General features: G+C 48.5%; 25 protein-coding genes. 21 read left to right on the top strand and 4 right to left on the bottom strand.

Translation table 11 applies throughout. From position 1 onward, the window contains the following. Positions 1–17: 17 nt before the first annotated feature. On the bottom strand, positions 18–410 hold the full coding sequence (locus KPC83_RS04415) for a hypothetical protein (protein WP_216278061.1): 393 nt from the start codon (positions 408–410) through the stop codon (positions 18–20). Between the two features lie 108 nt (positions 411–518). On the opposite strand from KPC83_RS04415, the gene KPC83_RS04410 reads away from it, so the two are divergent. From KPC83_RS04410 to recN, 21 genes are all read left to right on the top strand, one after another. Beyond that, complete coding sequence (locus KPC83_RS04410) at positions 519–1,025, top strand: hypothetical protein (RefSeq protein WP_216278060.1); 507 nt, start codon at positions 519–521, stop codon at positions 1,023–1,025. Between the two features lie 62 nt (positions 1,026–1,087). Next, complete coding sequence (locus KPC83_RS04405) at positions 1,088–2,314, top strand: deoxyguanosinetriphosphate triphosphohydrolase family protein (protein WP_216278059.1); 1,227 nt, start codon at positions 1,088–1,090, stop codon at positions 2,312–2,314. A gap of 40 nt (positions 2,315–2,354) precedes the next feature. After that, complete coding sequence (locus tag KPC83_RS04400) at positions 2,355–3,692, top strand: replication-associated recombination protein A (RefSeq protein ID WP_216278058.1); 1,338 nt, start codon at positions 2,355–2,357, stop codon at positions 3,690–3,692. An 80-nt stretch (positions 3,693–3,772) separates the two neighbouring features. Beyond that, positions 3,773–4,315, top strand: a complete 543-nt coding sequence (locus tag KPC83_RS04395) for a hypothetical protein (RefSeq protein ID WP_216278057.1) — start codon at positions 3,773–3,775, stop codon at positions 4,313–4,315. 4 nt (positions 4,316–4,319) lie between these two features. Then, complete coding sequence (locus KPC83_RS04390; RefSeq protein ID WP_216278056.1) at positions 4,320–4,697, top strand: ATP-binding protein; 378 nt, start codon at positions 4,320–4,322, stop codon at positions 4,695–4,697. Beyond that, entirely contained in the window at positions 4,697–5,509 is an 813-nt protein-coding gene (locus KPC83_RS04385; RefSeq protein ID WP_216278055.1) for a SigB/SigF/SigG family RNA polymerase sigma factor, read from the top strand. Before KPC83_RS04390 ends, KPC83_RS04385 begins: the two co-directional genes overlap by 1 nt. Before the next feature lie 13 nt (positions 5,510–5,522). Further along, positions 5,523–6,872, top strand: coding sequence for an AI-2E family transporter (locus KPC83_RS04380; protein ID WP_216278054.1), 1,350 nt, complete (start codon positions 5,523–5,525; stop codon positions 6,870–6,872). A gap of 238 nt (positions 6,873–7,110) precedes the next feature. Next, positions 7,111–9,771: an alanine--tRNA ligase gene (alaS, locus tag KPC83_RS04375; protein WP_216278053.1), complete on the top strand. Its 2,661-nt coding sequence runs from the start codon at positions 7,111–7,113 to the stop codon at positions 9,769–9,771. 10 nt (positions 9,772–9,781) lie between these two features. After that, complete coding sequence (ruvX, locus tag KPC83_RS04370; protein ID WP_216278052.1) at positions 9,782–10,225, top strand: Holliday junction resolvase RuvX; 444 nt, start codon at positions 9,782–9,784, stop codon at positions 10,223–10,225. After that, a complete protein-coding gene (gene mltG, locus KPC83_RS04365) occupies positions 10,203–11,393 on the top strand; it encodes an endolytic transglycosylase MltG (RefSeq protein WP_253200870.1) in 1,191 nt (396 codons plus the stop codon). The genes ruvX and mltG overlap by 23 nt, the downstream gene beginning before the upstream one ends. Continuing rightward, complete coding sequence (locus KPC83_RS04360; protein ID WP_216278051.1) at positions 11,390–11,887, top strand: YqeG family HAD IIIA-type phosphatase; 498 nt, start codon at positions 11,390–11,392, stop codon at positions 11,885–11,887. Before mltG ends, KPC83_RS04360 begins: the two co-directional genes overlap by 4 nt. A gap of 6 nt (positions 11,888–11,893) precedes the next feature. After that, the gene (locus tag KPC83_RS04355; RefSeq protein WP_216278050.1) at positions 11,894–12,445 is read left to right on the top strand and encodes a shikimate kinase; all 552 of its coding nucleotides are present in this window, start codon (positions 11,894–11,896) and stop codon (positions 12,443–12,445) included. Continuing rightward, a complete protein-coding gene (locus KPC83_RS04350) occupies positions 12,442–13,548 on the top strand; it encodes a hypothetical protein (RefSeq protein WP_216278049.1) in 1,107 nt (368 codons plus the stop codon). Before KPC83_RS04355 ends, KPC83_RS04350 begins: the two co-directional genes overlap by 4 nt. A gap of 67 nt (positions 13,549–13,615) precedes the next feature. Beyond that, positions 13,616–14,761 carry a Xaa-Pro peptidase family protein gene (locus KPC83_RS04345; protein WP_216278048.1) on the top strand — a complete coding sequence of 382 codons (1,146 nt, stop codon included), beginning with the start codon at positions 13,616–13,618 and terminating at the stop codon, positions 14,759–14,761. 73 nt (positions 14,762–14,834) lie between these two features. Continuing rightward, a complete protein-coding gene (gene efp, locus KPC83_RS04340) occupies positions 14,835–15,398 on the top strand; it encodes an elongation factor P (RefSeq protein WP_216278047.1) in 564 nt (187 codons plus the stop codon). 42 nt (positions 15,399–15,440) lie between these two features. Further along, complete coding sequence (locus KPC83_RS04335; RefSeq protein WP_216278046.1) at positions 15,441–15,800, top strand: Asp23/Gls24 family envelope stress response protein; 360 nt, start codon at positions 15,441–15,443, stop codon at positions 15,798–15,800. A gap of 3 nt (positions 15,801–15,803) precedes the next feature. Beyond that, positions 15,804–16,298, top strand: coding sequence for a transcription antitermination factor NusB (gene nusB / locus KPC83_RS04330; protein ID WP_216278045.1), 495 nt, complete (start codon positions 15,804–15,806; stop codon positions 16,296–16,298). Then, positions 16,291–16,635: an exodeoxyribonuclease VII small subunit gene (locus KPC83_RS04325; RefSeq protein WP_216278044.1), complete on the top strand. Its 345-nt coding sequence runs from the start codon at positions 16,291–16,293 to the stop codon at positions 16,633–16,635. The genes nusB and KPC83_RS04325 overlap by 8 nt, the downstream gene beginning before the upstream one ends. After that, the gene (locus tag KPC83_RS04320; protein WP_216278043.1) at positions 16,635–17,429 is read left to right on the top strand and encodes a TlyA family RNA methyltransferase; all 795 of its coding nucleotides are present in this window, start codon (positions 16,635–16,637) and stop codon (positions 17,427–17,429) included. Before KPC83_RS04325 ends, KPC83_RS04320 begins: the two co-directional genes overlap by 1 nt. Then, the gene (locus tag KPC83_RS04315; protein WP_216278042.1) at positions 17,426–18,286 is read left to right on the top strand and encodes an NAD(+)/NADH kinase; all 861 of its coding nucleotides are present in this window, start codon (positions 17,426–17,428) and stop codon (positions 18,284–18,286) included. The genes KPC83_RS04320 and KPC83_RS04315 overlap by 4 nt, the downstream gene beginning before the upstream one ends. A 61-nt stretch (positions 18,287–18,347) precedes the next feature. Further along, positions 18,348–19,979, top strand: a complete 1,632-nt coding sequence (gene recN, locus KPC83_RS04310; protein ID WP_216278041.1) for a DNA repair protein RecN — start codon at positions 18,348–18,350, stop codon at positions 19,977–19,979. A 35-nt stretch (positions 19,980–20,014) separates the two neighbouring features. Here the strand turns inward: recN and aroQ are convergent, their stop codons facing one another. The 3 genes from aroQ to KPC83_RS04295 are packed head-to-tail and all read right to left on the bottom strand — an operon-like array spanning position 20,015 to position 22,902. Beyond that, positions 20,015–20,458 (bottom strand): type II 3-dehydroquinate dehydratase, encoded by a 444-nt coding sequence (gene aroQ, locus KPC83_RS04305; protein ID WP_216278040.1) that lies wholly within the window; start codon positions 20,456–20,458, stop codon positions 20,015–20,017. 3 nt (positions 20,459–20,461) lie between these two features. Next, entirely contained in the window at positions 20,462–21,748 is a 1,287-nt protein-coding gene (locus KPC83_RS04300; protein WP_216278039.1) for a shikimate kinase, read from the bottom strand. Beyond that, on the bottom strand, positions 21,748–22,902 hold the full coding sequence (locus tag KPC83_RS04295; RefSeq protein WP_216278038.1) for a bifunctional chorismate mutase/prephenate dehydratase: 1,155 nt from the start codon (positions 22,900–22,902) through the stop codon (positions 21,748–21,750). The genes KPC83_RS04300 and KPC83_RS04295 overlap by 1 nt, the downstream gene beginning before the upstream one ends. Positions 22,903–22,911: the final 9 nt, after the last annotated feature.

Here is a 22,911-nt window from a genome sequence, read left to right as displayed (position 1 = left end):
TGATGCGGTAAAAAATCTTAGACCTGTTTATATGTATGAGGTGCTTGAGCTGGGGCATCTCCAAAGAACCAGTCATCAAGATGAGTTGAATTATCATCATCAAGATACTCATCATAATCAAAGTCGTCATATTCATCGGATTCATCATAGCGGTCAAAGTCGTTATTGAGCCAGTCGCGCTTTTCTTGCGATTCTAAGAAGTTCATAAATCGCTCGCCTGCACCAGTGAGTGTCAGTGCGTTATATCCAGCGAATATACCGGTAGCAGCGAGTAGCATAAGACCGCCTAATACACAGATGGTTACAATATAGGCAACAGGCGAGCCGGTACTTTGATTGGCGCTTCCTGCCATGGCACCCTCAACCTCAACTGTGTGTGCTTCAGACGTAGGGGTATCGTGCTGGTCCATATCTCTACTCCTTTATCGCTCGAATTTGGGCATAAGTATACGCAAGTTTAGAACCAACTATACCGCGCCTTTGACACTATGCGCCATGTCCAAGAAGGGGAGAGGTTTATGGTGGCATTTGATTATCTGCTATATGTTCCCCATATATTGATATATGTTTTTCTTGGCTATGCAAGCTATCGCGATAGTATCGAGCGCCGCTTCCCTCATGGGCTTGCCGGCATTATGTGCCTTCTTGCGCTCAGTACTCATCTTATAGGTCCACTATATTTTTTGCTGCTAGGACAAATTATTGGGTCTCAGGCTTTTCATATGGTAGTAGCGAGCCTCTCAGCAACCCTACCCATGAGCTTGCTGATTACACTAGCCCTGATAGGTATTGAGCTTTTGTGGCGGCACGTGCTGGGCCAAATGGGTATGGGCATGGGCGACATCAAACTAATTGGAATTTTGAGCATCATCAATCCGTATCTCGCACTCATTTCTCTTGCAGGTGGTCTTATGCTTTCTGCCTTAGTCTGCTTGGTTATGAGGCGCAAGAGCTTTCCAGCTATTCCGGGCATCAGCATAGGCTGGCTGCTTTCAAATTTATCTATGATGCTTTTGTTGAGATGATATGAGTTGTGTCCTCACACTGTGCGACACTCTTCTCAAAAGAACATGAGAGAGGAAGCAGCATGAATCACCTTACAATACTCGAAGCACTACCCGATAGTCTAAGTGCTGAACTTATCGAACGCATGCAAGCAGACCGTGCGGCTGCTTGGCAAAATCCGCATAGAACTAATAATGAAGACGTTATCCGGCGCTTTAATCGCCCACAAGATGTTAGTAGTCTTTGGCGTCCGGCTTTTGTTCGTGATACCGAAAAGATTTTGCACCTGCCAGCATATAACCGCTATAACGGCAAAACGCAGGTATTTAGCTTTCGCAGCAACGATGACCTGTCGCGTCGAGGTCTTCATGTGCAGCTGGTAGCGCGTATTGCACGCGATATTGGTTTTGCCTTAGGGCTTAATCAAGACCTCATTGAGGCTATTGGTCTTGGTCATGATTTAGGGCATACACCGTTTGGGCATGCCGGCGAGCGCTGCTTAGATAGTATTTTATTTGCCCGTACTGGTCGTCATTTTTATCACAATGTCCATTCTGTTCGGGTGATGGACGTGCTCTATGGGCGCAATATTTCACTTCAAACACTTGATGGGGCACTCACGCATAACGGCGAATATGAACAGCGTGTATTTGAGCTTTCAGGGCTTTCAAGCTTTGATGAGTTTGATGAGCTTGTATCTGAGTGTTATACCAAAGCTGATATGGCAATTGGGCATTTACGTCCATCGACCCTTGAGGCCTGTGTGGTGCGCATTTCAGACATTATTGCCTATGTTGGTCGTGATAGGCAGGATGCCATTGAGGCGGGATTGCTGAGCGGAGACGACTTTGAAGACGGTATGGGTGGCGCTTATAACTCGTGGATTTTGACTCGTGCCTCAATTGACATTATTGAACATAGCTATGGTAAGAATCACATTGAAATGAGTGAGGCTTTATTTGCTGAGCTATCTCGGGCAAAGGCAGAAAACTATGCCAAGATTTATCGTTCAGGCGGGGTTGAAGGTGAGCGCGCCGATGTTTTGAATCATGCCTTTAACCTTATGTATGAACACTTTTTAGGTGATTTGCGAGCAGGCGATAGTTCAAGCTACATTTTTAGGCATCATATCAATCGAATCTCTGCTCAGCTCAAAAACTATGGTAGAAGCTATGATTGGGAGCATGACTTCAATCAGACAGTTGTAGATTACATTGCTAGCATGACTGATGGCTATTTTACGGAACTTGCAAGCAAGCTCTTCCCTGAGCTGCATTTTCCTCAGCGTACATATATTAATGAGTCATAAGTAATATGCGTTATGGCTCTGAGCGGGTAGTATAGAAGCTATGGAAGACTTGTTCTCACAACATGAGCGTGATACTGAGTTTAAGCACGCTCCTCTTGCAGTACGTATGCGTCCTCAATCCCTTGAGGAGTTTGTTGGGCAAACGGCTGCGGTGGGCGAGGGCTCATGGTTGCGCTTGGCAATTGAGCATGATGTGCTAACGAGCGTTATCTTATATGGACCGGCAGGTACCGGCAAAACTACCTTGGCTCACATCATCGCGCATCGCACACGTAGTGAATTTGTTGAAGTGTCTGCTATTACAGGTACCGTAAAAGACCTTCGCCGCGAGATTGACGCAGCAAAACAACGCCTTCTTCAGTTTGATAGAAGAACCATTTTGTTTGTTGATGAGATACATCGTTTTTCTCGTTCTCAGCAAGATGCACTTCTACATGCAGTTGAAAATCGAACGCTGGTGCTTATAGGTGCAACAACTGAAAACCCATATTTTGAGGTTAATGGTGCATTGTTATCGCGCTCAAGGGTAGTTGAGCTTGTGCACCTTTTTGATGCTGATATAGAGCGTTTGGTGTGCCGTGCAATAGATGCGCCAGCAGGTTTAGCGGGTGCGGTATCACTTGATAGTGAGGTTATACATGCACTGGTTGTACTTGCCGCAGGAGATGCGCGCGCGGCACTTACTAGTCTTGAGCTTGCGGCAGAGATAGCTTTGCAGCACACATCTAAACGTCCTGCACCAGTTACCTTAGAAGATGTACAGCTTGCTAATCCGCGCCGAGGTCTTATATATGATAAATCGGGCGATATGCACTATGACATTATCTCAGCTTTTATTAAGTCGATGCGCGGTTCTGACCCTGACGCTACTATCTATTGGCTAGCACGCATGATAGACGCAGGTGAAGACCCCAAGTTTATTGCACGACGTATTCTTATCCAAGCTTCAGAAGATATTGGCAATGCTGATCCACAGGCAATTTGTGTTGCTGAGGCTGCATTTAAGGCTGCTGAGGTTATTGGTTATCCTGAGTGTCGGATTAACCTTGCGCAGGCAGCGCTATACAACGCACTTGCTCCTAAGAGCAATGCGGCGGAGGCTGCTATAGATGCAGCTTTGGCGGATGTTCGTTCAAGTTCAACACGTGAAGTTCCTGCTCATTTACGCGATCGGCATCGTCCGGGTTCTGAGTTATATGGCAACTATCTGTATCCACATAATTACCCAGAAGGTTGGGTTGAGCAGCAATATCTTCCCGATGGTTTAGAGCCTGGATCGTTTTATCAGCCATCGGGTCGAGGATGGGAGAGTTGGCGCATGGAGCAGCTTGGAGGGCATCGCTCAACAAAACCACAAGAAACTCCGCCCGCTTCGTGAGAAATATAACTGTACCGAAAGCTATGTAGTGTTTGAGGGTAGGATAGTATGCGATATATCGGTGGAGTCAAGGAGGCCTTATGAGCCCTATAGAAATTGCTTTACTCGTTCTAGTGGTGGCTGGTATCTGGGCTCTGATTGAGCTGGCGCTTACCTTGAAGCGCAGCCGCCAGGTGGTGTCAGATTTGAGCAATACGGTTGAGGAGCTTGAATCTAGCCTGAACGAGGCACGTCCCATGATTGCTAAGCTCGACGGTGCACTCGATGACTTACAACCTGCCCTTGTGCAAATTGAGCCCATGCTTAAGCAGGCAAACATTGCTATAGAGGCGCTTTCTGCAGATTTGCTTGAGGTAAACGGCGTTATCCGTGATGTTTCTGCAATTACTGGTTCGGTTTCTCATGCTTCAAATTCAGTGGCAGGTGTTGCTGATGCAGCTGTAGCCAAGGTTGGCCAGCTATTTGGAAAAAAGCAGGAGAGTCAACGTGTTGAGTCGCTTCCTCAGTCTGAGCCAGATGCACCAGCGCTCGAAGACGCGGAAAAACCTTTAGCGCAAGCAGCGGAAACACCCGCTTCTCAGCAGTATTATACCTATGACACAACACCCGCTTCAAAGGAGTAAGCCCATGGATAACCGTAGTCCTATTAGTTTAGTGCTTGAGCCCAAGCCTTGTCTTGCACGTCTTGTTCGCATGACTGCAGCAAATATTGGCTTGCTTTCATCAATGTCAGTTGATCGCATTGAAGATGTGCGCATGGCGGCTGAGGAGGCCTTCATCTACGCCTGTTCAATTGTTCATACTGACTGTGTGAGCTTTCACTTTTATGTTGATGAGCAACAGATTCGTGTGCGTGTTGAGTTTCCGTTGAGCGCATTTCCTGAGTCAGATTCAGACGACCCCACAGCTGAGTATTCAGATCTTATTCTGGCATCGGTGTGCGATAGTTATAAAAAGATGTCTGACCCAGCTCAACTTGAGTTTGTTTTGAAGGCTGATGTGTAATGGCCGAGACTGAGAAGACCAAAACCATACGGTCGGCTAAGTCTGCTTGGGATAAAGAAAAAACACGCGAGCTCTTTCGCCGTCTTAAAGAGCAAGACGACATGGACGCTCGTGAAAAAATCGTTATGTCCCACATGAACTTAGTTCGGTTTTTGGCAAACAAATTCAAAAATCGTGGCGAGCCCCTTGATGACCTCATTCAGGTTGGATATTTGGGTTTGTTAAAAGCAATTGATCGCTTCGACCCGTCGCGCGGCCTCGAATTTACTACCTTTGCCACGCCCACCATTATGGGAGAAATTAAGCGGCACTTTCGCGATAAGGGATGGAGCGTGCGTGTTCCGCGTCGTTTGCAGGAGCTCTCGGCTAAAGTTAATCAGGCCACTGACCTTTTAACCACTGAACTCCAGCGCTCGCCTAAGGTTGAAGAAATTGCCGCGTATTTAGAGGCAACCGTCGATGAGGTTTTAGAAGCAATTGAGTCTTCCTCAGCATATAGTTCGGTGCCTCTCGAGGGTCCTTCATCGACCGACCCTGAGGATACACCTTCTGTTATTGAGCGCTATGCTACCGAAGATACTGAGCTTGCGTTTACCGATGATCGCTTGGTCATAGAAGAGGCTCTTGCAGGCTTTTCGCCCCGCGAGCGTGAGGTTATTGAGCTACGTTTTGTAAAAGGCATGACGCAGATTGAGATAGCAGAACAACTCGGTATATCTCAGGTTCAGGTTTCGCGCCTTTTGCGCCGCACGCTTAAAAAGGTACAGGAAAAGATTGACCCAACCGGCGAGCTATCGGCTTCTATGAGTTAAGAAAGGTGCATTTGTGGCGCAACTACATCAACAAGATATGTGGAATCGCTCACGTCAGGCGCTCGTACATATTTGGGCACTCATTGGTCTAGCCATTATCTTGATGGGGCTTTTGCATGTGCTCAACCTGCTTTCAAGTGCCGTGATGTTTTTGGGGGTGGGTTGTGTTGTTGCGTTTGTGGCATCTCCTATGGTCAACTATCTACAACGTCACCATGTACCGCGCGGTATTGCAGCATTTTTAGCCCTGCTTGTAGTTGTTATTGCGGCAGTTATCTTGTTTTCAATTTTGATTCCGGTGCTTATTGACCAGCTTATGGAGCTTCTGCGCGAGTTGCCTTCTCAAATTTCGCATATGAGCACGTGGTTTAGCCAGTTTGAACGGGAAGTTGATATTGTCAAAAATCTTGGCGAATATATTGATATTGCATCGTTGATTTCAACACTTCAAGACAGCTTTAACTCCATTGCTCGCGATTTGCTTCTCACCATCAGAAACGGCATTGTTCCCTTGGTTAATAATGTTGCATCAACGATGTTTACCTTCTTCTTAGGTCTGGTTTTGGCATATTGGCTTGCCTGCGATTATCCAGGTATGAATCAAGAGATATGTCGCGTGCTTGGGGACGAGCGAGCAGGTGAGTATCGACTCCTTATGGCAGTTATCGGTCAGTCAGTTGGCGGTTACTTGCGCTCTATGATTTTTACTGCGGTTGTTCGAGGTGTGTTGTCCTTTATTGGTTTTAGTTTGGTAGCACACCCATACGCTGCAGCGATGGCTGTAATTACTGGCATTTTGAGCTTTATTCCGGTTATTGGTCCTTTGTTTAGTGCGGTGATTGTAACGCTAACTGGTCTTTTTGCAGGACCAATCGTTGCCTTTTGGTCCTTGGTGGCTGCTATGGTGGCGCAAAATATTACGGATAACGTGATAGGTCCAAAAATTACCGAAAGTACCATGTCCATACACCCGGTTGTTTCGCTCCTTGCGTTAATGATTGGGTCTGCTTTGGGCGGTGCTATGGGCATGGTAATTGCTATTCCTGCAGCTGCTGTGGCAAAAAATATTTTTGTATTCTACTATGAAAGCCGTACTGGTCGGCAGGTGGTTTCGTATAACGGTGTCTTGTTCAAGGGTACGCCCTACCAAGATGTACACGGGGCTCCGGTTCCTGCTTATGATGCGCTTGGCAATGACCGCTTTGCGATAGATTCTGAGCTTATCGATGCAAAAGATATACCGCTTGCAACTGCTGCTCCCAAACCAGAGGGTAGTGATTTAGACACCAATCCGTGGGACCGTATCATGAAGCGTATGCACAGCAGCGATGAGCTAAAAGATGATGAGGATAGCTCGGTCTAGGCTCACAGGTGAAATGAGTATGTGCTTTAACAATTGAGCTTCGGTATCAGATAATTGACACATTACACAGGGTAGCCATAGCTCCCTCAAAAGACCTGCAAGAATAAGAAATTACTCTGAGGGAAGTCATGCATACCTGTATAATAACTCCCGTTATAACGAGTACTTGAGCTGCAGGTGGTATACCGTTTGGTGCCGCATGTTTGTGTACGTAAGGCTAGTTGAGGAGAACGACCCTATGAGCACTGATTTTCCTACGATGACAACCGCAGAGATTCGAGCGGCATATCTTCGTTTTTTTGAGGAGCGCGGCTGTAAGGCATATCCAAGCTCTTCATTAGTTCCTGATGACCCCTCACTTTTGCTTGCAAATGCTGGTATGAATCAATTTAAGGAATACTATCAGGGGAAGCGTACCATGAAAGAAATTGGTGCCTGCTCCTGTCAGAAGTGTGTGCGCACTAACGATATTGATGTCATTGGCTCAGATGGTAGGCATCTCTCGTTTTTTGAGATGCTAGGCAATTTTTCGTTTGGTGGTGTTTCTAAAGAGCAAGCATGTTCGTGGGCTTATGAGCTTATTACTGAGGTCTTTAAGCTTCCCGCCGATAGGCTCTACTTTACGGTGTTTACCGAAGATGATGAAACACACGCTATTTGGCGCTCCCTTGGGGTGCCTGAGAATCATATTTCGCGCCTAGGGGAAGATGATAATTTCTGGGCAGCAGGTCCTACAGGCCCCTGTGGTCCTTGTTCAGAAATTTATTTTGACCAAGGTGAGGCAAGCGGTTGCGGAAGTCCTGATTGTGCGCCGGGCTGTGATTGTGACCGCTATTTAGAGTTTTGGAATCTCGTTTTTACTCAGTTTGATCGCCAAGAAGATGGCTCAATGCCAGAATTGCCGCATCGCAACCTTGATACCGGCATGGGGCTTGAGCGCATGGCGGCTATCATGCAGCACAAAAGCTCAAACTATGACGGTGACCTTATGCAGTCCCTCATTGCGCTGGGTGCTCAAATTTCGGGACAGGTATATGAGGCAGATGTATACAGTGGACCTAGTCGCTCGTTGCGCATTATTGCCGATGCTGCACGCGCGGTGACCTTCCTGATTGCTGATGGGGTTTTGCCGGGCAACGAAGGGCGCGGATATGTGTTGCGCCGCTTGCTACGCCGTGCTGTTTTTCATGGTCGTATGCTGGGCATTCAAACAGCCTTCCTCAATTTGTTCTCACAAGAAGTGACCTCGCTTATGGGAGACGCATACCCTGAGTTACTTGAAAACAAAGACCTTATTACAGGTATTATTAAGGCTGAAGAAGAGCGTTTTAGCACAACGCTCGAGAGCGGTCGTGTTTATTTAGACGAGGCACTTTCTCACGTATCAGCAGGTGAGGCTTTGGCTGGTTCAACTGCCTTTATGCTGCATGACACCTTTGGTTTCCCCATTGATCTTACCGTTGAGATTGCTGAGGCACAAGGCGTACATGTTGATATGGACGGCTTTGATGCTGCAATGACTGAGCAGCGCTCTCGTGCGCGTGCTGCTGTTGAAGGGGACGCTTGGGGAAGCTTTAACGATGTATGGACAGAGCTTGCCGATGAGCTACGTCCAACTGAATTTGTGGGCTATGACCACGGGTCTGTTGATGATGTAGAGGTTTTGGCTCTGGTTAAAGATGGCGTGCGTGTATCTTCTGCGGCTGTTGGTGAGACTGTTGAGATTGTTCTTGACCGCACGCCCTTTTATGCCGAGATGGGCGGTCAGGTAGGAGATAGCGGTACCTTACAAGGTGCAGATGCTGAGCTTAAGGTGTGTGACACCAAGCTTAAATCAGGCTTATATGTTCACCATGCTGAGGTCTTGTATGGCTCGGTGTCGGTGGGCGATTGTGTGACAGGTGCTATAGATGAGCGCCGCCGTGCACTCATTCGGCGCAATCATACCGCAACCCATCTGCTTGACGCAGCACTTAAGCTTGTGTTGGGTGAGCACGTACATCAGGCAGGCTCTCTTTTGGATGACGAGCGTCTCCGTTTTGACTTTACGCACTTTGAGGCACTAACAACTGAGCAGATTCAGCGCATTGAGTCGATGGTTAATGATGAAATCCTAGCGGCGAAGCCCGTTCTTACTCAGATGATGAATATCGACGACGCAAAGGCGGCAGGTGCTGTAGCACTTTTTGGTGAGAAATACGGCGATGTGGTGCGTGTAGTGAGCGTTGGTAGCGAGAACCGTCCGTTTAGCCGTGAGCTTTGTGGTGGCACGCATGTTGCAAATAGTGCTGAGATTGGCATATTTAAGATTATCTCTGAGAGTTCTACCGGCTCAAATGTTCGTCGTATTGAGGCAATGACAAGCCTTGGTGCCTTGGCTTATCTCAATGAAAAAGAGCAGCTTTTAGACCAAGCTGCAGCAGAGCTTAAATGCCGTCCTGAAGAGGTATCTTTGCGCATAGCAGATACAAAGCGCCAGCTTCGTGAGTCTGAGCAAAAGCTCAAAGCTAGCCTTATGGGTGGCGCATCAAGCCGTGTGCAAGATGCTTTGGCATCAGCTGTTGAGGTGGATGGCTATCACGCGGTTATAGCGCGCATGGATGGTCTTGAGGCAAAAGAGCTGCGCGATGTATGGGATGCACTGCGCAGTCGCAGCCAGGTTACAGCACTTGCTTGCGTGCTTGCCACGGCAACACCTGAGGGCAAGGTAGGGTTGCTTGCTGCTGCTACTGATGATGCGGTTGCAGCAGGGTTTATGGCAGGCAAGATGATTGCCTCGATTGCCGAGAAGGTAGGCGGTCGTGGTGGTGGTAAGCCTACGATGGCTCAAGCCGGTGGCAAAGATGTAGCAGGTATTGATGCTGCTCTTGAGCTTGCGCGGGAGCTTTTAGGTCGATAAGGTTAGTAATTTGGTAGCGCTTGCACTCGACATAGGAGATACACGTATCGGTATTGCAGCATCTGATCGCTCAGCCCGCTTGGCAAATCCGGTAGCTGTTGTAGCAACTCAAGAGGTGTTGCAGGGCGCGCGCTCATTTCGCCGTATTTTAGAAGACTACGAGCCAGATATATTGGTTTGTGGTCTTCCTAAAACGCTTTCAGGCGATGAAGGTCCTCAAGCTGCTCATGTGCGTGAGCTGGCGAGCCACATTCAACAGCTAACCCAGCTTCCGCTTGTGTTTGTAGACGAGCGCCTATCATCACGTGAGGCAAAACGCCTATTATCTTCTCAAGGCTGTAGCGAGAAGCAGATGCGGGGCAAGATAGATATGATTGCCGCGTCCTTATTTTTGCAGGTGTGGCTTGATGCCCAAAACCGAGAGGACACTCATGAGCACGGAGCCAAGGTATAGTTCAAATTCGGTACAGCGTCCACGTGCCGGCGCGCATTTTCGTGAGAGTACGCCTGCGCCGGTGCACGCAAAGAGGGCTGTTCCTAGCTCGCATATAAACCTTGCACAGCAAAACCCCTATCGCCGTCCGGCAAAATCATTCGCATCAAAGCTTGCCCTTGTTTTTGGTGTGCTAGGAGTGCTGGTGCTTATTGGCGTGCTCGTTGTTGTTTTTGTGCTGCCACGTTTTGGACAAACAGAAAAGAGTCCAGTATTGGGCACAAAAGTAGAAGTTGTTATTCCGCAAGGTGCTGGGGGAGACCAAATTGCCTCCATTCTTGCAAAGGCTCACGTTATAGACGACCCAAAGGCATATTATGCAGCGGTGAGCGCCTTAAATGCTGAGCTTTCACTGCAGCCGGGAACGTATGAGTTTGAGGTTGGACAAGACCCTGAGTCGGTGGTCAAACAACTCATGGCAGGCTCTAACATACAAGGTCTTAAGCTCACCATTCCGGAAGGTCTTACGGTTAAACAAACTGCCGCAAAAGTTCAAGAGGCGCTTGGTATATCTGCTGATGAGTTTATCAACCAAGCAAAGGCTTCAAACTATGTGGGAGAGTATCCCTTCCTTGAGGCTGCGGTAAACGATTCGCTTGAGGGCTTTTTATTTCCCAAAACTTACAGTTTTTCTGCGCAACCTTCAGCAGATGAGCTTATTCGTACGCTACTTAATCAGCATGTAGATGAGTATGCTAGCTTTGATATGAATGCCGCGCGCAATACAATCAAAGAACAGTACGGCATCGAGATGAGTGACTACGACTTCTTGATTATGGCCTCAATGATTGAACGCGAAGCGCTCGATGATGAGCAGCGCTACAATGTTGCGTCGGTTTTTTACAATCGCTTAAAGATTGGCATGTTGTTACAGTCTGATGCAACAATGGGCTACGTTACCGGAGGGCCTGTTAGCGCGGCAGACTTGAGACAAGAAAGTCCGTATAATACCTATCTCAATAAGGGTCTGGTGCCCACACCTATTTGTGCTCCATCGCTCGCATCTATGAAAGCAGCACTTAATCCCGCATCGACCGATTATATATACTTCTTTATTACAAAAGATTTGACACGCTTTTCGCGTACGCATGAAGAGCATGAGGCAGCTATTCGGGAGAGCAAATCATGAGTATCTTTGCGCCACATCGCTATGTTGCATCTGTTGAGAAGATTAACCTGCATGAGCTCAAAGCACGCGGGATTCGTGCAATTTTGCTTGACCGCGATAATACCCTCGTGCCTCTTGATTGCCGATGTGCGCCTCAAAGTGTAGTTGCGTGGCTTCATGAGGCGCGTGCACTTGGAATCAAGCTCTATATGGTGTCAAATAATATACATCGACGTGAGGTAGCACGCTCTGCCCATGAGCTTGACATGGGTTATATATGCAATGCGCTCAAGCCCTTACCGTTTGCCCTGAAACGCGCTTGTAAGCACTTGGACGTTTTACCTGCAGAGGCTGTTATGATTGGTGATCAGCTGTATACCGATGTATGGTCAGGCAATTTGGCGGGTGCATATACCATTTTAGTTAAGCCGCAAGCGCAGACTGATATGTGGTATACGCACGTGTTGCGCATCTTTGAGCGGGCAGCACTTGCGCATATTCCGTGTGAGGAATAAGTGGGTATGCCTGAGCTCGATTCTAAACAAAGTCTGCCACGTAAGACCTGTGACCATATCTTTTTTGTTGGCTTTTTGGGAGCGGGCAAGTCTACACTTGCCAAAAATCTTGGACGCATGTTTCATCGGCGCTATGTTGACACTGACCGCTTGGTTGAACGTCAACAGGGTATGAGCGTTACGCAGATTTTTGCATCCGAAGGGGAGTCAGCGTTTCGTCGCTATGAAACGGCTATTTTGCAAGACTTAGCGCTTGAGCAGTCACTGTTGGTGTCGTGTGGTGGCGGTATTATCGAGACAGAGCAGAATATAGAGCTTATGCGTGATATGGGCTATGTGGTTCATCTCGACGGTGACTTGGAAGATTCTTTGCGCCAAATTCGTCGTGCTGATACACGTCCCGATTTTCAATCGGTCAATCATGCACGTGAGCTCTTTTGGCATCGTTTGCCGCGCTATCAGGCAGTGGCAGATATGACAATAGATATTCGTAGGAAGTCATTTACGCGCGTTGCTTATGAGGTTGCCGAGCTGTTATTGGAGCGTGATTTATTGTGATTCGTCGTAAGCTCATAAATTTTGCTGAGATGAGCTGTGATTATCGGGTAGGTCCAGATGCTCTTGTTGAGCTTGGGTCTCTTGTGCAAAGTATTGTGGGTACGCCAAAGCGCGCACTTCTTTTAATGGGACAATCCCACCAAGCTGAGGCGGGCGTACTAGCTCAACGCGCTCTTATCGACGCTGGTTTTCAGGTATTTGATGTTGTGCTTTCTGAAGGCGAAGCACCATTCAATCTGAGTGTTGCCCACGCACTGTTTGAGCACCTTGATGAGTACAACATTACAGCAGATGATGTTGTTGTGGCTTTGGGCAACATGGATATATGCAGCCTTGCTAGCTATTGTGCTCCTCACTGGTGCGGTGGCGTGGCGCTCGCACTTGTTCCCACTACTTTGGATGCTATGGTGTGCTCTGCCACACAAATGCGTGGTTTAGCAACAAGTAAACACGCTGAGATGCTTTGGCTGCATGCCCACCCAGATTTAGTTGTAGCAAATCTTGACTTTATACAAGAGGCCACGCCTGAGAGTTTGCAACTTGGCTACCTTGAGCTAATAAGCTCGGCGTTGATGGATAGCAAGCACGCGTGGAATCGTCTCGAAGCACAGCTTGAGCAGATTATGCAAGGCGAAGAAATTGCTCTCGTAGACGCTTTGTGTGCAGCTCAAGGAGCACGTTTGGCGGCGGTTAAATCGCCTAGTCCCTCGGCGCAATCTGCACCTTTATTTGGCGTGACAACTGCGCGCGCCCTACAATCATTAGTAGGGTCTGAGTTTTCTTACACACAGTGTCTTGCTGAGGGTATGCGCTTTGAAGCTCGTCTTGCAGTGGAAGCTGGTCGCTTTGAAGCGGATGACATGTTTGCCGTTGATGATAGGATTTGGGCCGTGGGCATTGAAGAGCCTTCCTTTACTGTTGAGGTAGATGCCTTCTTATCTGCAATTAAACGCACGCGTTTTCAGCGGTCAAATCGGTTGCTATTTGCCTTACCTCAAATGATTGGGTCAATTCGTTTGAGCGTGGTTGATGAGGAGCTGCTTGAGCGGCATGCTCGTGCATATCTTAAGAGCCGAGCTGAGTCTTTGGAGCCTGCACAATAATTCTGACCTTGGTCGGGTAGTATGAACACAGCTCAGTTGTTTTATAAACTATGTGAGAGGAACATATATGGATACCAAAACTAATGCGGCACCCCGCTCGGGCATAGCTCAGCGCTTGGCTAACGTGCGCCAGCTTATGGAGCAGCGCTCCTATGATGCGGTGCTTATCCGTGATGAGGCAAATCTTCGATGGCTTACCGGAGCCACGGGTGTGTTTGACTTTACGGGTGAGTATCCGCATGCTGCTTTTATTACCGCAGATGGCTCTTGGCTTCACACCGATTCGCGCTACATTAATAGCTTTGAAGAAAGGCTTGCACCAGAGCATCCTTGGGTACTAGACATGGATGCTCAAGCGATTCCTGAGTGGGTTGCAAAGCGCGTTTGTGAGACACATACCACAACTCTGGGCATTGAAGATGATATGCAACTGAGTTTTCATCAGGGTTTAGTGCGCGCACTTGAGGACCGCTCGTTGGCAGTTTCTTTGCCGCTCATGCATGCTGATTTGCGTCGCATGCGCGCGATTAAAGATGAAGAAGAGCTTGCGCTTATGCGTCATGCTCAGTCAATCACCGATGCTGCTTTTGAGCATATGTGCACCTACATTCAACCCGGCATGTCTGAAAAGCATATTCGTACCGAGCTTGAGCGCTTTATGTTTGAGGCGGGAGCAGACGGTTTGGCCTTTGCATCAATTGTGGCGGCAGGTCCTAACTCAGCAAATCCTCACGCTATTCCAAGCGAGTATATTGCTCAAAAAGGCGACTTTGTTCTTATGGATTACGGCGCGAGCTATAAAGATTATCGCTCTGATATGACCCGCGTTGTTGTGCTTGGCAAACCCAGCGACCAGCAGAGAGAAATCTATGACATTGTGCGCCATACGCATGAGGAGTGCGCGCGTGCCATCAAAGCAGGCGTTGAGGGCAACGATATTCACGAGCTTTCGCGTTCGTTAATCGCTCAGGCAGGCTATGGTGAGCATTATGGACATGGTCTTGGACATGGTGTGGGTATTGATATTCATGAGTTGCCCGTGTTTGGGCGCGTGAAAAACATCATTGAGGCGGGCTCAGTGATAACCGTCGAACCAGGCATTTATCTGCCGGGCATTGGGGGCGTTCGTCTTGAGGATTTTGGTGTTGTTACCGAGAAGGGCTATGAACCCTTCACGCAAAGCACGCATGAGCTATGCGTCATAGACTGCTAAGCGTATCAAAATTCGTTATAATATATCGGTTAGCGACACACACGCAATATCGTGTTACATAGAAAGGTATGCCATGGCATCTATCTCCACAGCAGACTTCAAGAATGGTATGGGTCTCAAAATTAAAGATAAGATTTATACCATCGTTGAGTTTCAGCATGTAAAACCTGGTAAGGGTGGCGCATTTGTGCGCTATAAGACCCGCGACATCAAAACGGGGCGTGTGGTTGAAAATACCTGCAACGCTGGCACGAAGTTTGAAAGCGTGCAGCTTATTACTAAAGAAATGCAGTATCTTTATAACGACGGCAATGATTATATTTTCATGGACAATGAGAGCTATGAGCAGATTCCTGTGCCGGAGGATATGGTTGGCGCTAATTCAAAGTGGTTACGCGAGAACGACACCTGCCAGCTGTTGTATGCCGACACCGAGCTTATGGGTGTTAATCCGCCTATGTTTATTATTGCAACCGTAACCGAGACAGTTCCTGGTGCAAAAGGCGATACAGTTCAGGGCGCCTATAAGCCAGCAACGATTGATACCGGTGCCGAGGTTCAGGTGCCAATGTATCTCAATGAGGGCGAGCAAATCAAGGTAGATACGCGCACGGGAGAGTTTGTATCGCGTGCTTAAGAGTTGTGTGCGCAGGTATACGTATCGAATTCAGGAGTAGCTATGTCGCAAGAGATTACAATTGAGGGAATGGGTATTGCCCCCGAGGTGCTAGCAGCACTGGTTATTCGCGCAGTTGAAGAAGTGCAAGGTGTTGCCTCGGTTGGTCAAAAAGACCTAGCGTCTAATTTGGTGTCAATGTTTTCGGCAAAGTCGCTGAGTGTGGGTCCTGCTGTTGAGACGCAAGTTGTTGATGATGCCCTTGAGATTACCACTCATTTGGTTGTCTTTTTTGGCTACTCCTTTAAGGATTTGGCGCAAGAAGTGCGCGATACGGTTGTGCGTGCTATTGATGCACAGGTTGGCGTTCGGGTGGCGGCGGTGCATGTCTGCATCGATGGCCTTGTCTTTCCCAAGGAGTAATCGGTGGCATCTCATAGAGTAGAGCGTGGGCGTAGTAAGGCGCGAAGTCAGGCATTGCAACTGATGTTTCAGGCAGAAGCTCAACAATTAAGCGTTGAGAAGGTGCTTGATGGCGATTATCTGCTCTCAACAGGTCCGCTTGAAGCGTATGCCGAGACACTTGCACGTGGTTGCTGGGAAGCGCGCGTGCGTATTGATGCTGCTCTGCGTGCGGTGTCAGAAAATTGGACGCTTGAGAGGATGCCAGGTGCCGACCGCAATCTTTTGCGATTGGCGGTATATGAGCTTCGCTTTCTTGAGAATGCAGACCGTCTTGATGATGCGGTGGTTATCAACGAAGCGGTAGAGCTTGCAAAGGCATATGGTACCGATGAGTCTTCACGCTTTGTTAATGGCATTCTTGGCAAGGTAGCTGGAGCTATTCAGCTTGAGGATTTGTGGCATGCTGATGCTGTAGATGAGGCAACACCGCTCAATAAGGATGACATACATGAGTAACCGTGCTTCACGTAGCTTTGATGACATTACTGAGCGCCTTGATGAGATTGTTTCAAGTGTGCGCTCAAAAGATACTTCACTTGAGCGCTCCCTTGATTTGTTTGATGAGGCTATCAGTTTGGGTTCTGAAGCTGTCGAGTTGGTTGATCAGTTTGAGCTATCGCCGCGTGAGGCTGATTTGCTTATTGCTAAAGAAGATGCATCTACAGGCAATGAGCAGCTCTCAGAAACTGATTCACAGTTGACAGAAACAGACACCTTATCAAGCTCTGATGCTGCAGAAGAAGCCCAAAAGACGTCTCATGTAGCGTCACAGGCAACGGATTTACCTGCATAATGGCGCGGGTTCGCTTGGATGATGAGCTGGTAGCGCAAGGCATCTGTCGAGACCGAGCGCAGGCACTTCGGCTTATTCTTGCAGGCTCTGTTTCTGCTGAGGGCGAGCGTTTAAGCTCGGCTGGCATGCTTGTGCGTCCGGGTTTGTCACTTCATGTTAAAACCAAGCTTCCATATGTAGGCCGCGGTGGTCTTAAACTGGAAGGTGCACTCGATGGCTTTGGCTTGAGTCCTGCCGGTATGAACTGCCTTGATATAGGTTGCTCAACTGGTGGTTTTACCGATTGCCTTCTTAAGCGGGGAGCGCGCTCAGTTATTGCGGTTGATGTGGGCAAGGCTCAGTTTGACTGGAATTTGCGCAATGATGAGCGGGTTATCCTGCTTGAGAAAACCAATATTCGCACGGTGCCTACGCTTGGCTATCACGATATTGACTTTGCCGTATGTGACGTTTCGTTTACACGTATAAGCACTATTTTGCCAGCGGTATGTGAACTTCTTTCAGATGCGGGAATATTTGTTACGCTGGTTAAACCTCAATTTGAGGCAGAAGTGCACGAGGTTGGCATAGGTGGCGTTATTCGCGACCCGCATGTTTGGCATACGGTACTTGCCCGTGTTATCAATAGCTTTGTTGATGCAGGACTGATTCCTATGGACATCTGTGTTTCGCCCATTTTAGGTGCAAAGGGTAATCGCGAGTATTTCTTATGGGGGAGCTGTCAGGCTCATCTAAGTGCCGATGCCGTCTGTGCGCGTGTAAGTCAATTAATAGAAAAGGGGAAGCAGCTATGAAGAAGGTGTTTCTCGTACCAAACTGTTACAAGCAAGAGGCGATTGATGATACACGCGCCCTTGATAGCTGGCTGACCGATCAAGGCTACAATGTTGTGTGGGCTCCTGATAACCGCCTGTCTACGCAGCTCCCTCCTCATATCGATGGGGCTGATTTGGTTGTGAGCTTGGGAGGCGATGGCACGCTTTTGCGTGCGGTGCATCTTGTAGGAAATCGTGAGATTCCCATTTTGGGGCTTGCATACGGGCACCTTGGATTTTTAACCGCTGCAAGTCCTCTTGTGCAAGACGTGAGAAGTGTAGTAAGCGATGCGCTGTCTGGTGAGATGCAGCTCAGCCGCCGCTCAACGCTTGCTTGCGCTGCATACTCTATTGATGATACCGGTACCACACACGTTACGCGTGCGCATGCCCTTAACGACATGGCACTTACCCGGGGCTCTCATGCTGAGATGGTAGCATTTAAGATGGAGGTTTCGGGAAACTATATTGACCGCTTGCGTGGTGATGGGGTTGTTGTTTCAACAGCAACTGGTTCAACTGGGTATGCACTCTCGGCAGGAGGCCCCATTGTAAGCCCAGACTATACCGGTATGATTTGTGTGCCCATTGCACCTCATACTATTCAAGCTCGTGCCTTTATAACCTCAGCCTCTGATGTGATTGAAATTGAGATTTCAAAAGACCGGCCTTCAATTCCTGAGGTTGCAATCGATGGTCAGTTTCTTGAAGTGCCTGGTCAGCTTGAGCGCGTGGTGGTAAAGCGCGGTGACTATGATGTATGCCTATTATGGTATGGTCCAGAGAGTTTTTATGCCAGCATTTCTAGGGTATTTTACGGTGCTCGAAGAGGCTAAATAACAAATTGCACATGGTATATGCTCAGATGATGCTTTGTAAGAACGGGAGGTCTATCGAATGATTGATGAGATGTACGTTGAAAACCTTGCTCTCATTGTTCAGGCAACTCTAACTCCCGGAGCTGGTTTAACGGTGCTTACGGGTGAGACAGGTGCAGGTAAAACAGCGCTGTTATCTGCCTTAAAGCTCATGATGGGTGAGCGTGCCGACGCAAGTTGGGTGCGTGAGGGTGCTAGCTCAGCGCAGGTACGTGGTCGCTTTTTTGTGAATGAGCACGATACTGAGGGCATGGTGGTTGAGCGCCGCATTGGCGCAGATGGGCGAAGCCGTATTCGTATCGATGGAGCAGCGTCTAGTGTTGGTGAGTTGTCTGATCGCATGCATGGCATGCTTGATTTGTGCGGACAGCATGACCAACATGGCTTGCTTGATATGCGCCAGCACGTGGCTATGGTTGATGCATGGGGACACGAGCAGATTGCTGGTGTGCTTGCAGCCTATCAGGAAGCCCTAAAAAAGGCCGAGGATGCAGCTGCTGCCTATCAAGAGCTTCAAGAACGTGTACAAACCGAGGGTGCCCATCTTGAAGATGCACGGTTTAGCGTGGAGCGCATTGATGAGGTACAACCTCAACCGGGAGAACTTGAAGAGCTTGAAGAGCTATTACCTCGTGTAGAACATGCTGAAAGCCTGATTATGTGCGCTGAAGATGCACGTGCAGCGCTTCAAGAAGAGAATGGTGCGCTTGATGCACTTCAGAGTGCGCTTGCTGAACTCACGCGTATGGCGCGTGTGGATAGCAGCCTGCAGGCTTTTGTTGATACCCTTACCGAGGCTGCAATCTCGGTAGAAGATGTTGTTAGCGATTTGAGCAGATACCGCGATGCCATAGATTTTGACCCAGCTGCCCTAGCACGTGCACAGGAGCGTGCGTCGGAGCTGAAAGGCCTTATGCGCAGCTTTGGCCCTACCATGGATGATGTATTTCAAAAGCGAGCTCAGGCAGCTGAATTGCTACGGCTTTGTGAGAATCGCGATCAAGAGCTCAGTCGCGCACAATTGGCCGTTGATGAAGCAGAGGCTGAACTTGCAACAGCAGCCCGTAAGCTCACCTTGTTGCGTAACAAACTTGCCCCGCGCTTTTGCCGCGCAGTCCAGACTCATATGCAAAGCCTTGAGATGGCTTCGGCGGAGCTGGTATGGGAGAGTCGTGAATTGCCGCGCTCGTCGTGGACTCGTATGGGTGCTGCGACAGGTGAGTTTTTATATCGGTCAGGTGCCGGTTTAACCCCGCGCCCCTTGCGCCGCATTGCATCGGGCGGTGAGCTTTCTCGTGTTCTTTTGGCCGCCAAACTGGTTTTAGGTGCTGCTGATAAGGTTGATACGCTGGTGTTTGATGAGGTTGATGCCGGTGTTGGCGGAGCTGTTGCACGCTCACTAGCCCGCGTTATAAAAAACCTCGCATGCACACATCAGGTGCTGGTTGTCACGCATCTTGCACAAATTGCTGTCATGGCTGAAAAACATCTCCTCGTGCAAAAACACGAAGGAGACCTCCCTGTTACCACACTCACTGAGCTTGACTATGAGGAGCGGGTTCAAGAGATTGCCCGCATGCTCTCAGGTGAGGTTTCAGAGCTCTCCTGTGCTCATGCACGTAAGTTACTTGATGAGGCTGCGGGTGTATAGTTGTTGTAGCGTACAAGAATAGCTATAGACAGTGCTTATGAGTTTTGTGCGAGCCGCTCTTTCAAAAGCTTGAGCGCATGAACATACCCTTGTATTCCCTCGCCAATTACATGTGCAAAACATGCCATGCCTGCGTAGGATACCTGCCGAAATGCTTCGCGAGAAGAAACATCGCTAATATGAACCTCAACTGCGGGAATATCAACGGCCTTGAGCGCATCGAGGATGGCAATGCTTGTGTGTGTATAGGCAGCAGGGTTGATAATAATGCCATCAACGCTTCCGTATGCCTCTTGAATGGCATCAACGAGAGCGCCCTCATGGTTTGTTTGTATACAGCTAAGCTCAGTAAAGCCCAGCTCTTCGGCCGCGTTTTGGCATAGCTTTACCAAATCCTCGTAGCTGTTATGTCCATACATGTTTGGCTCGCGGGTGCCGAGCATATTGATATTGGGGCCGTTGAGTATGAGTACCTTCATGGGTTACTCCTTCGTATGTGAGCACGTGTTGTGTGTATGAATAAGTGCATCGTTGATTGCTTTTGCTGTTGCTACAACGCTTTCTTGCGAGGAAATACAAACATCAGACCACATGCGATAGCGATGCATGCGTTTTTGTGCAAGTGCTTCTACGCCATAGCGAGCGCTGAGGGGACGGTTGCAGGTTTCAAGCTCTTCCAATGGGCGATCAAGCATAACAATCGTGCTATGTTGATGAAGATACTGGTAGTTTATGTCAAGTTCAACAACCCCGCCCCCGCAAGAAATAACTTGTTCTGAGCGTGCAGCAATTTGTTGAAGGAGCTGAGACTCTTGTGTTCGAAAAACTTGCTCGCCAAGCTGTTTGATAGCATCTTGCGGACTGAGTTTATATGCCTTGGTATACGCATCATCCATATCAATGTGCGTGCGACCAAGCAGGCGTGCTAGTTCTTTTCCAACCGTTGTCTTACCAGAGCCAGGCATACCTATGAGCACAATATTTTTTGTCTCAAAATCTAGCTGCTGTATTATCCGGTCAATACAGCCTGATGATACGGTCTTGCCCGTATACAGTTCATATGCCTTTGCTGCCTGAACCACCAACATACGAAGACCATTGAGTGCAGCTATACCACGGCGTTCAGCGTCCATGAGAAGTGCGGTCCGGGAAGGGTTATAGATAAGGTCAATGACTGTTTCAAGATGAGGAAGTGCATCAAGCGTTAAGGGAGCTTTTGGACAGTGAGGATAGGTTCCCACCGGTGTTGCATTAACAAGGAGCGCAAAAGGAATTGAAGAGCTTGCTAGCTCATCATAGCTTAGGTGCGAAGAGGAGCCTGCACGAGGGTTTCTACTTGCAAAATAGACGGTATGACCCCTGTCCTCTAACACGCAAGCTGCTGTTTTTGCAGCGCCACCGGTACCTAATATGAGGCAGGGTTTTTTATCAAGTGAATGTGGCAGCTCCATGCATAGTGCATAAAAGCCATGATAATCGGTGTTGTAACCATGTAAGCGCCGCTCCGGCGTGCGGACAATCGTGTTGACATTGCCCAAGCGTGCAGCAAGAGGGTCTATTTCATCAAGATAGGGCATAACGGCTTGCTTATATGGAATGGTTACATTGATACCAGACCAGTTTTGCTCGTGCAAAAACTGTAGTAGCTCTTCGGGTTCACGCTCAAAGAGTTCATACGACTCAAGTCCTAGGAGCGGGTAAATGCGAGGAGAAAAGCTATGGGGGATGGTTCGGCCTAGGAGCCCGTAGCGATTTGCATGTTCAGCCATTAAACCACCTCGCGATAGCTGCCGAGGTAATGAACATATGAACAGACATCATCAAGGCTGTCAAGCAGACGATTCAGCGCCGAGGAAGGAGCTGGACACTCGAGGTCAAAGTAAAATGCAAACTCAAAATCATGTCCAGGAATGGGACGGCTCTCAAGTTTGACCAGATTAATGTCAAGCGCATACAAACGCTCAAGCACACGATAGAGCGCCCCTGGTTCATGACGTAAAACCACCATAAGAGAACTACGATGCGCGCCCGGATAAATTTGAGCAGTATCGCTTATAGCAACAAAGCGGGTGTAATTGCCAGGGGCATCTTGAATTTCAGTTGCAACTGCCTCTAAACCGTATAACTCAGCACAGCTTGCCGAGGCCACCGCTGCAATGTCTCGTCGCGCATCGTGTGCTACGCGCTCAGCGGCCATGGCGGTATTCTCAGCAGTAAGTGCTTGAATGGAGTGCTTAGCAAGAAAGCGTGCACACTGCGCAAGTGCTTGTGGATGACTGTAAACAGTACGAATATCTTCAAGTTTTGTGCCGGGATGAGCAAGTAGAGCATGGTCAATGCGCATGCGGAGACTTCGCACAATAGAAAAGTTAAAGCGTGTTAAGAGGTCATAGACTGCAGTTACCGAGCCAGCCGTTGAGTTTTCAATAGGCAAAATACCAAGCTCAGCTTTGCCTTCGTGTACCGCCTCACAAACTGCCTCAAAGCTTTTTTCAAAGCTGAGCTGCGGCAGATGCACCAAACGTTCGGCAGCACGCTGGCTATTAGAACCTTCAGTTCCTTGACATACAACACGAATCATTGAAGGAAAGGGTGTGTCATAGGTTTTAAGCGCTTGTGCAACTTGTTCGCTTCGCGGTGTTTGTTGGGGTTTATGCTGAGCCATCAGTTGTGCTTGCTCTGCTTTATTCATGCTCATGAGCAAGCGAAAGAGCGAGACGGTATAGGCAGTGCGGTTGGGGTCACTCGCGCGCGCTAAGCGCAGGAGTTCTTCACGTTCACGCGCGGGGTCAAAGATAGCCTTATGTTGTTCGAGCTTTGCCGCTGCAACTTGGCTTGCGACATCGAGGCGCTCATGCATAAGTGCCAATATTTCATCGTCTATCTCATTTATGCGCTGACGAGCTTGTACAAGATTTGCCATAGTTATCCT

Source organism: Collinsella sp. zg1085, assembly GCF_018889955.1.
Lineage (GTDB): Bacteria > Actinomycetota > Coriobacteriia > Coriobacteriales > Coriobacteriaceae > Collinsella.
Note: the sequence above shows the minus strand (reverse complement) of the source record. Positions and strands in the feature narration are given on the sequence as shown.

Bases quoted from the DNA above. Each gene is read 5' to 3' on its own strand.
- KPC83_RS04415 (WP_216278061.1), bottom strand. From the start codon at position 410: ATGGACCAGCACGATACCCCTACGTCTGAAGCACACACAGTTGAGGTT.
- KPC83_RS04410 (WP_216278060.1), top strand. From the start codon at position 519: ATGGTGGCATTTGATTATCTGCTATATGTTCCCCATATATTGATATAT.
- KPC83_RS04405 (WP_216278059.1), top strand. From the start codon at position 1,088: ATGAATCACCTTACAATACTCGAAGCACTACCCGATAGTCTAAGTGCT.
- KPC83_RS04400 (WP_216278058.1), top strand. From the start codon at position 2,355: ATGGAAGACTTGTTCTCACAACATGAGCGTGATACTGAGTTTAAGCAC.
- KPC83_RS04395 (WP_216278057.1), top strand. From the start codon at position 3,773: ATGAGCCCTATAGAAATTGCTTTACTCGTTCTAGTGGTGGCTGGTATC.
- KPC83_RS04390 (WP_216278056.1), top strand. From the start codon at position 4,320: ATGGATAACCGTAGTCCTATTAGTTTAGTGCTTGAGCCCAAGCCTTGT.
- KPC83_RS04385 (WP_216278055.1), top strand. From the start codon at position 4,697: ATGGCCGAGACTGAGAAGACCAAAACCATACGGTCGGCTAAGTCTGCT.
- alaS (WP_216278053.1), top strand. From the start codon at position 7,111: ATGAGCACTGATTTTCCTACGATGACAACCGCAGAGATTCGAGCGGCA.
- mltG (WP_253200870.1), top strand. From the start codon at position 10,203: ATGAGCACGGAGCCAAGGTATAGTTCAAATTCGGTACAGCGTCCACGT.
- KPC83_RS04360 (WP_216278051.1), top strand. From the start codon at position 11,390: ATGAGTATCTTTGCGCCACATCGCTATGTTGCATCTGTTGAGAAGATT.
- KPC83_RS04355 (WP_216278050.1), top strand. From the start codon at position 11,894: ATGCCTGAGCTCGATTCTAAACAAAGTCTGCCACGTAAGACCTGTGAC.
- KPC83_RS04345 (WP_216278048.1), top strand. From the start codon at position 13,616: ATGGATACCAAAACTAATGCGGCACCCCGCTCGGGCATAGCTCAGCGC.
- efp (WP_216278047.1), top strand. From the start codon at position 14,835: ATGGCATCTATCTCCACAGCAGACTTCAAGAATGGTATGGGTCTCAAA.
- KPC83_RS04335 (WP_216278046.1), top strand. From the start codon at position 15,441: ATGTCGCAAGAGATTACAATTGAGGGAATGGGTATTGCCCCCGAGGTG.
- KPC83_RS04325 (WP_216278044.1), top strand. From the start codon at position 16,291: ATGAGTAACCGTGCTTCACGTAGCTTTGATGACATTACTGAGCGCCTT.
- KPC83_RS04320 (WP_216278043.1), top strand. From the start codon at position 16,635: ATGGCGCGGGTTCGCTTGGATGATGAGCTGGTAGCGCAAGGCATCTGT.
- KPC83_RS04315 (WP_216278042.1), top strand. From the start codon at position 17,426: ATGAAGAAGGTGTTTCTCGTACCAAACTGTTACAAGCAAGAGGCGATT.
- recN (WP_216278041.1), top strand. From the start codon at position 18,348: ATGATTGATGAGATGTACGTTGAAAACCTTGCTCTCATTGTTCAGGCA.
- aroQ (WP_216278040.1), bottom strand. From the start codon at position 20,458: ATGAAGGTACTCATACTCAACGGCCCCAATATCAATATGCTCGGCACC.
- KPC83_RS04300 (WP_216278039.1), bottom strand. From the start codon at position 21,748: ATGGCTGAACATGCAAATCGCTACGGGCTCCTAGGCCGAACCATCCCC.
- KPC83_RS04295 (WP_216278038.1), bottom strand. From the start codon at position 22,902: ATGGCAAATCTTGTACAAGCTCGTCAGCGCATAAATGAGATAGACGAT.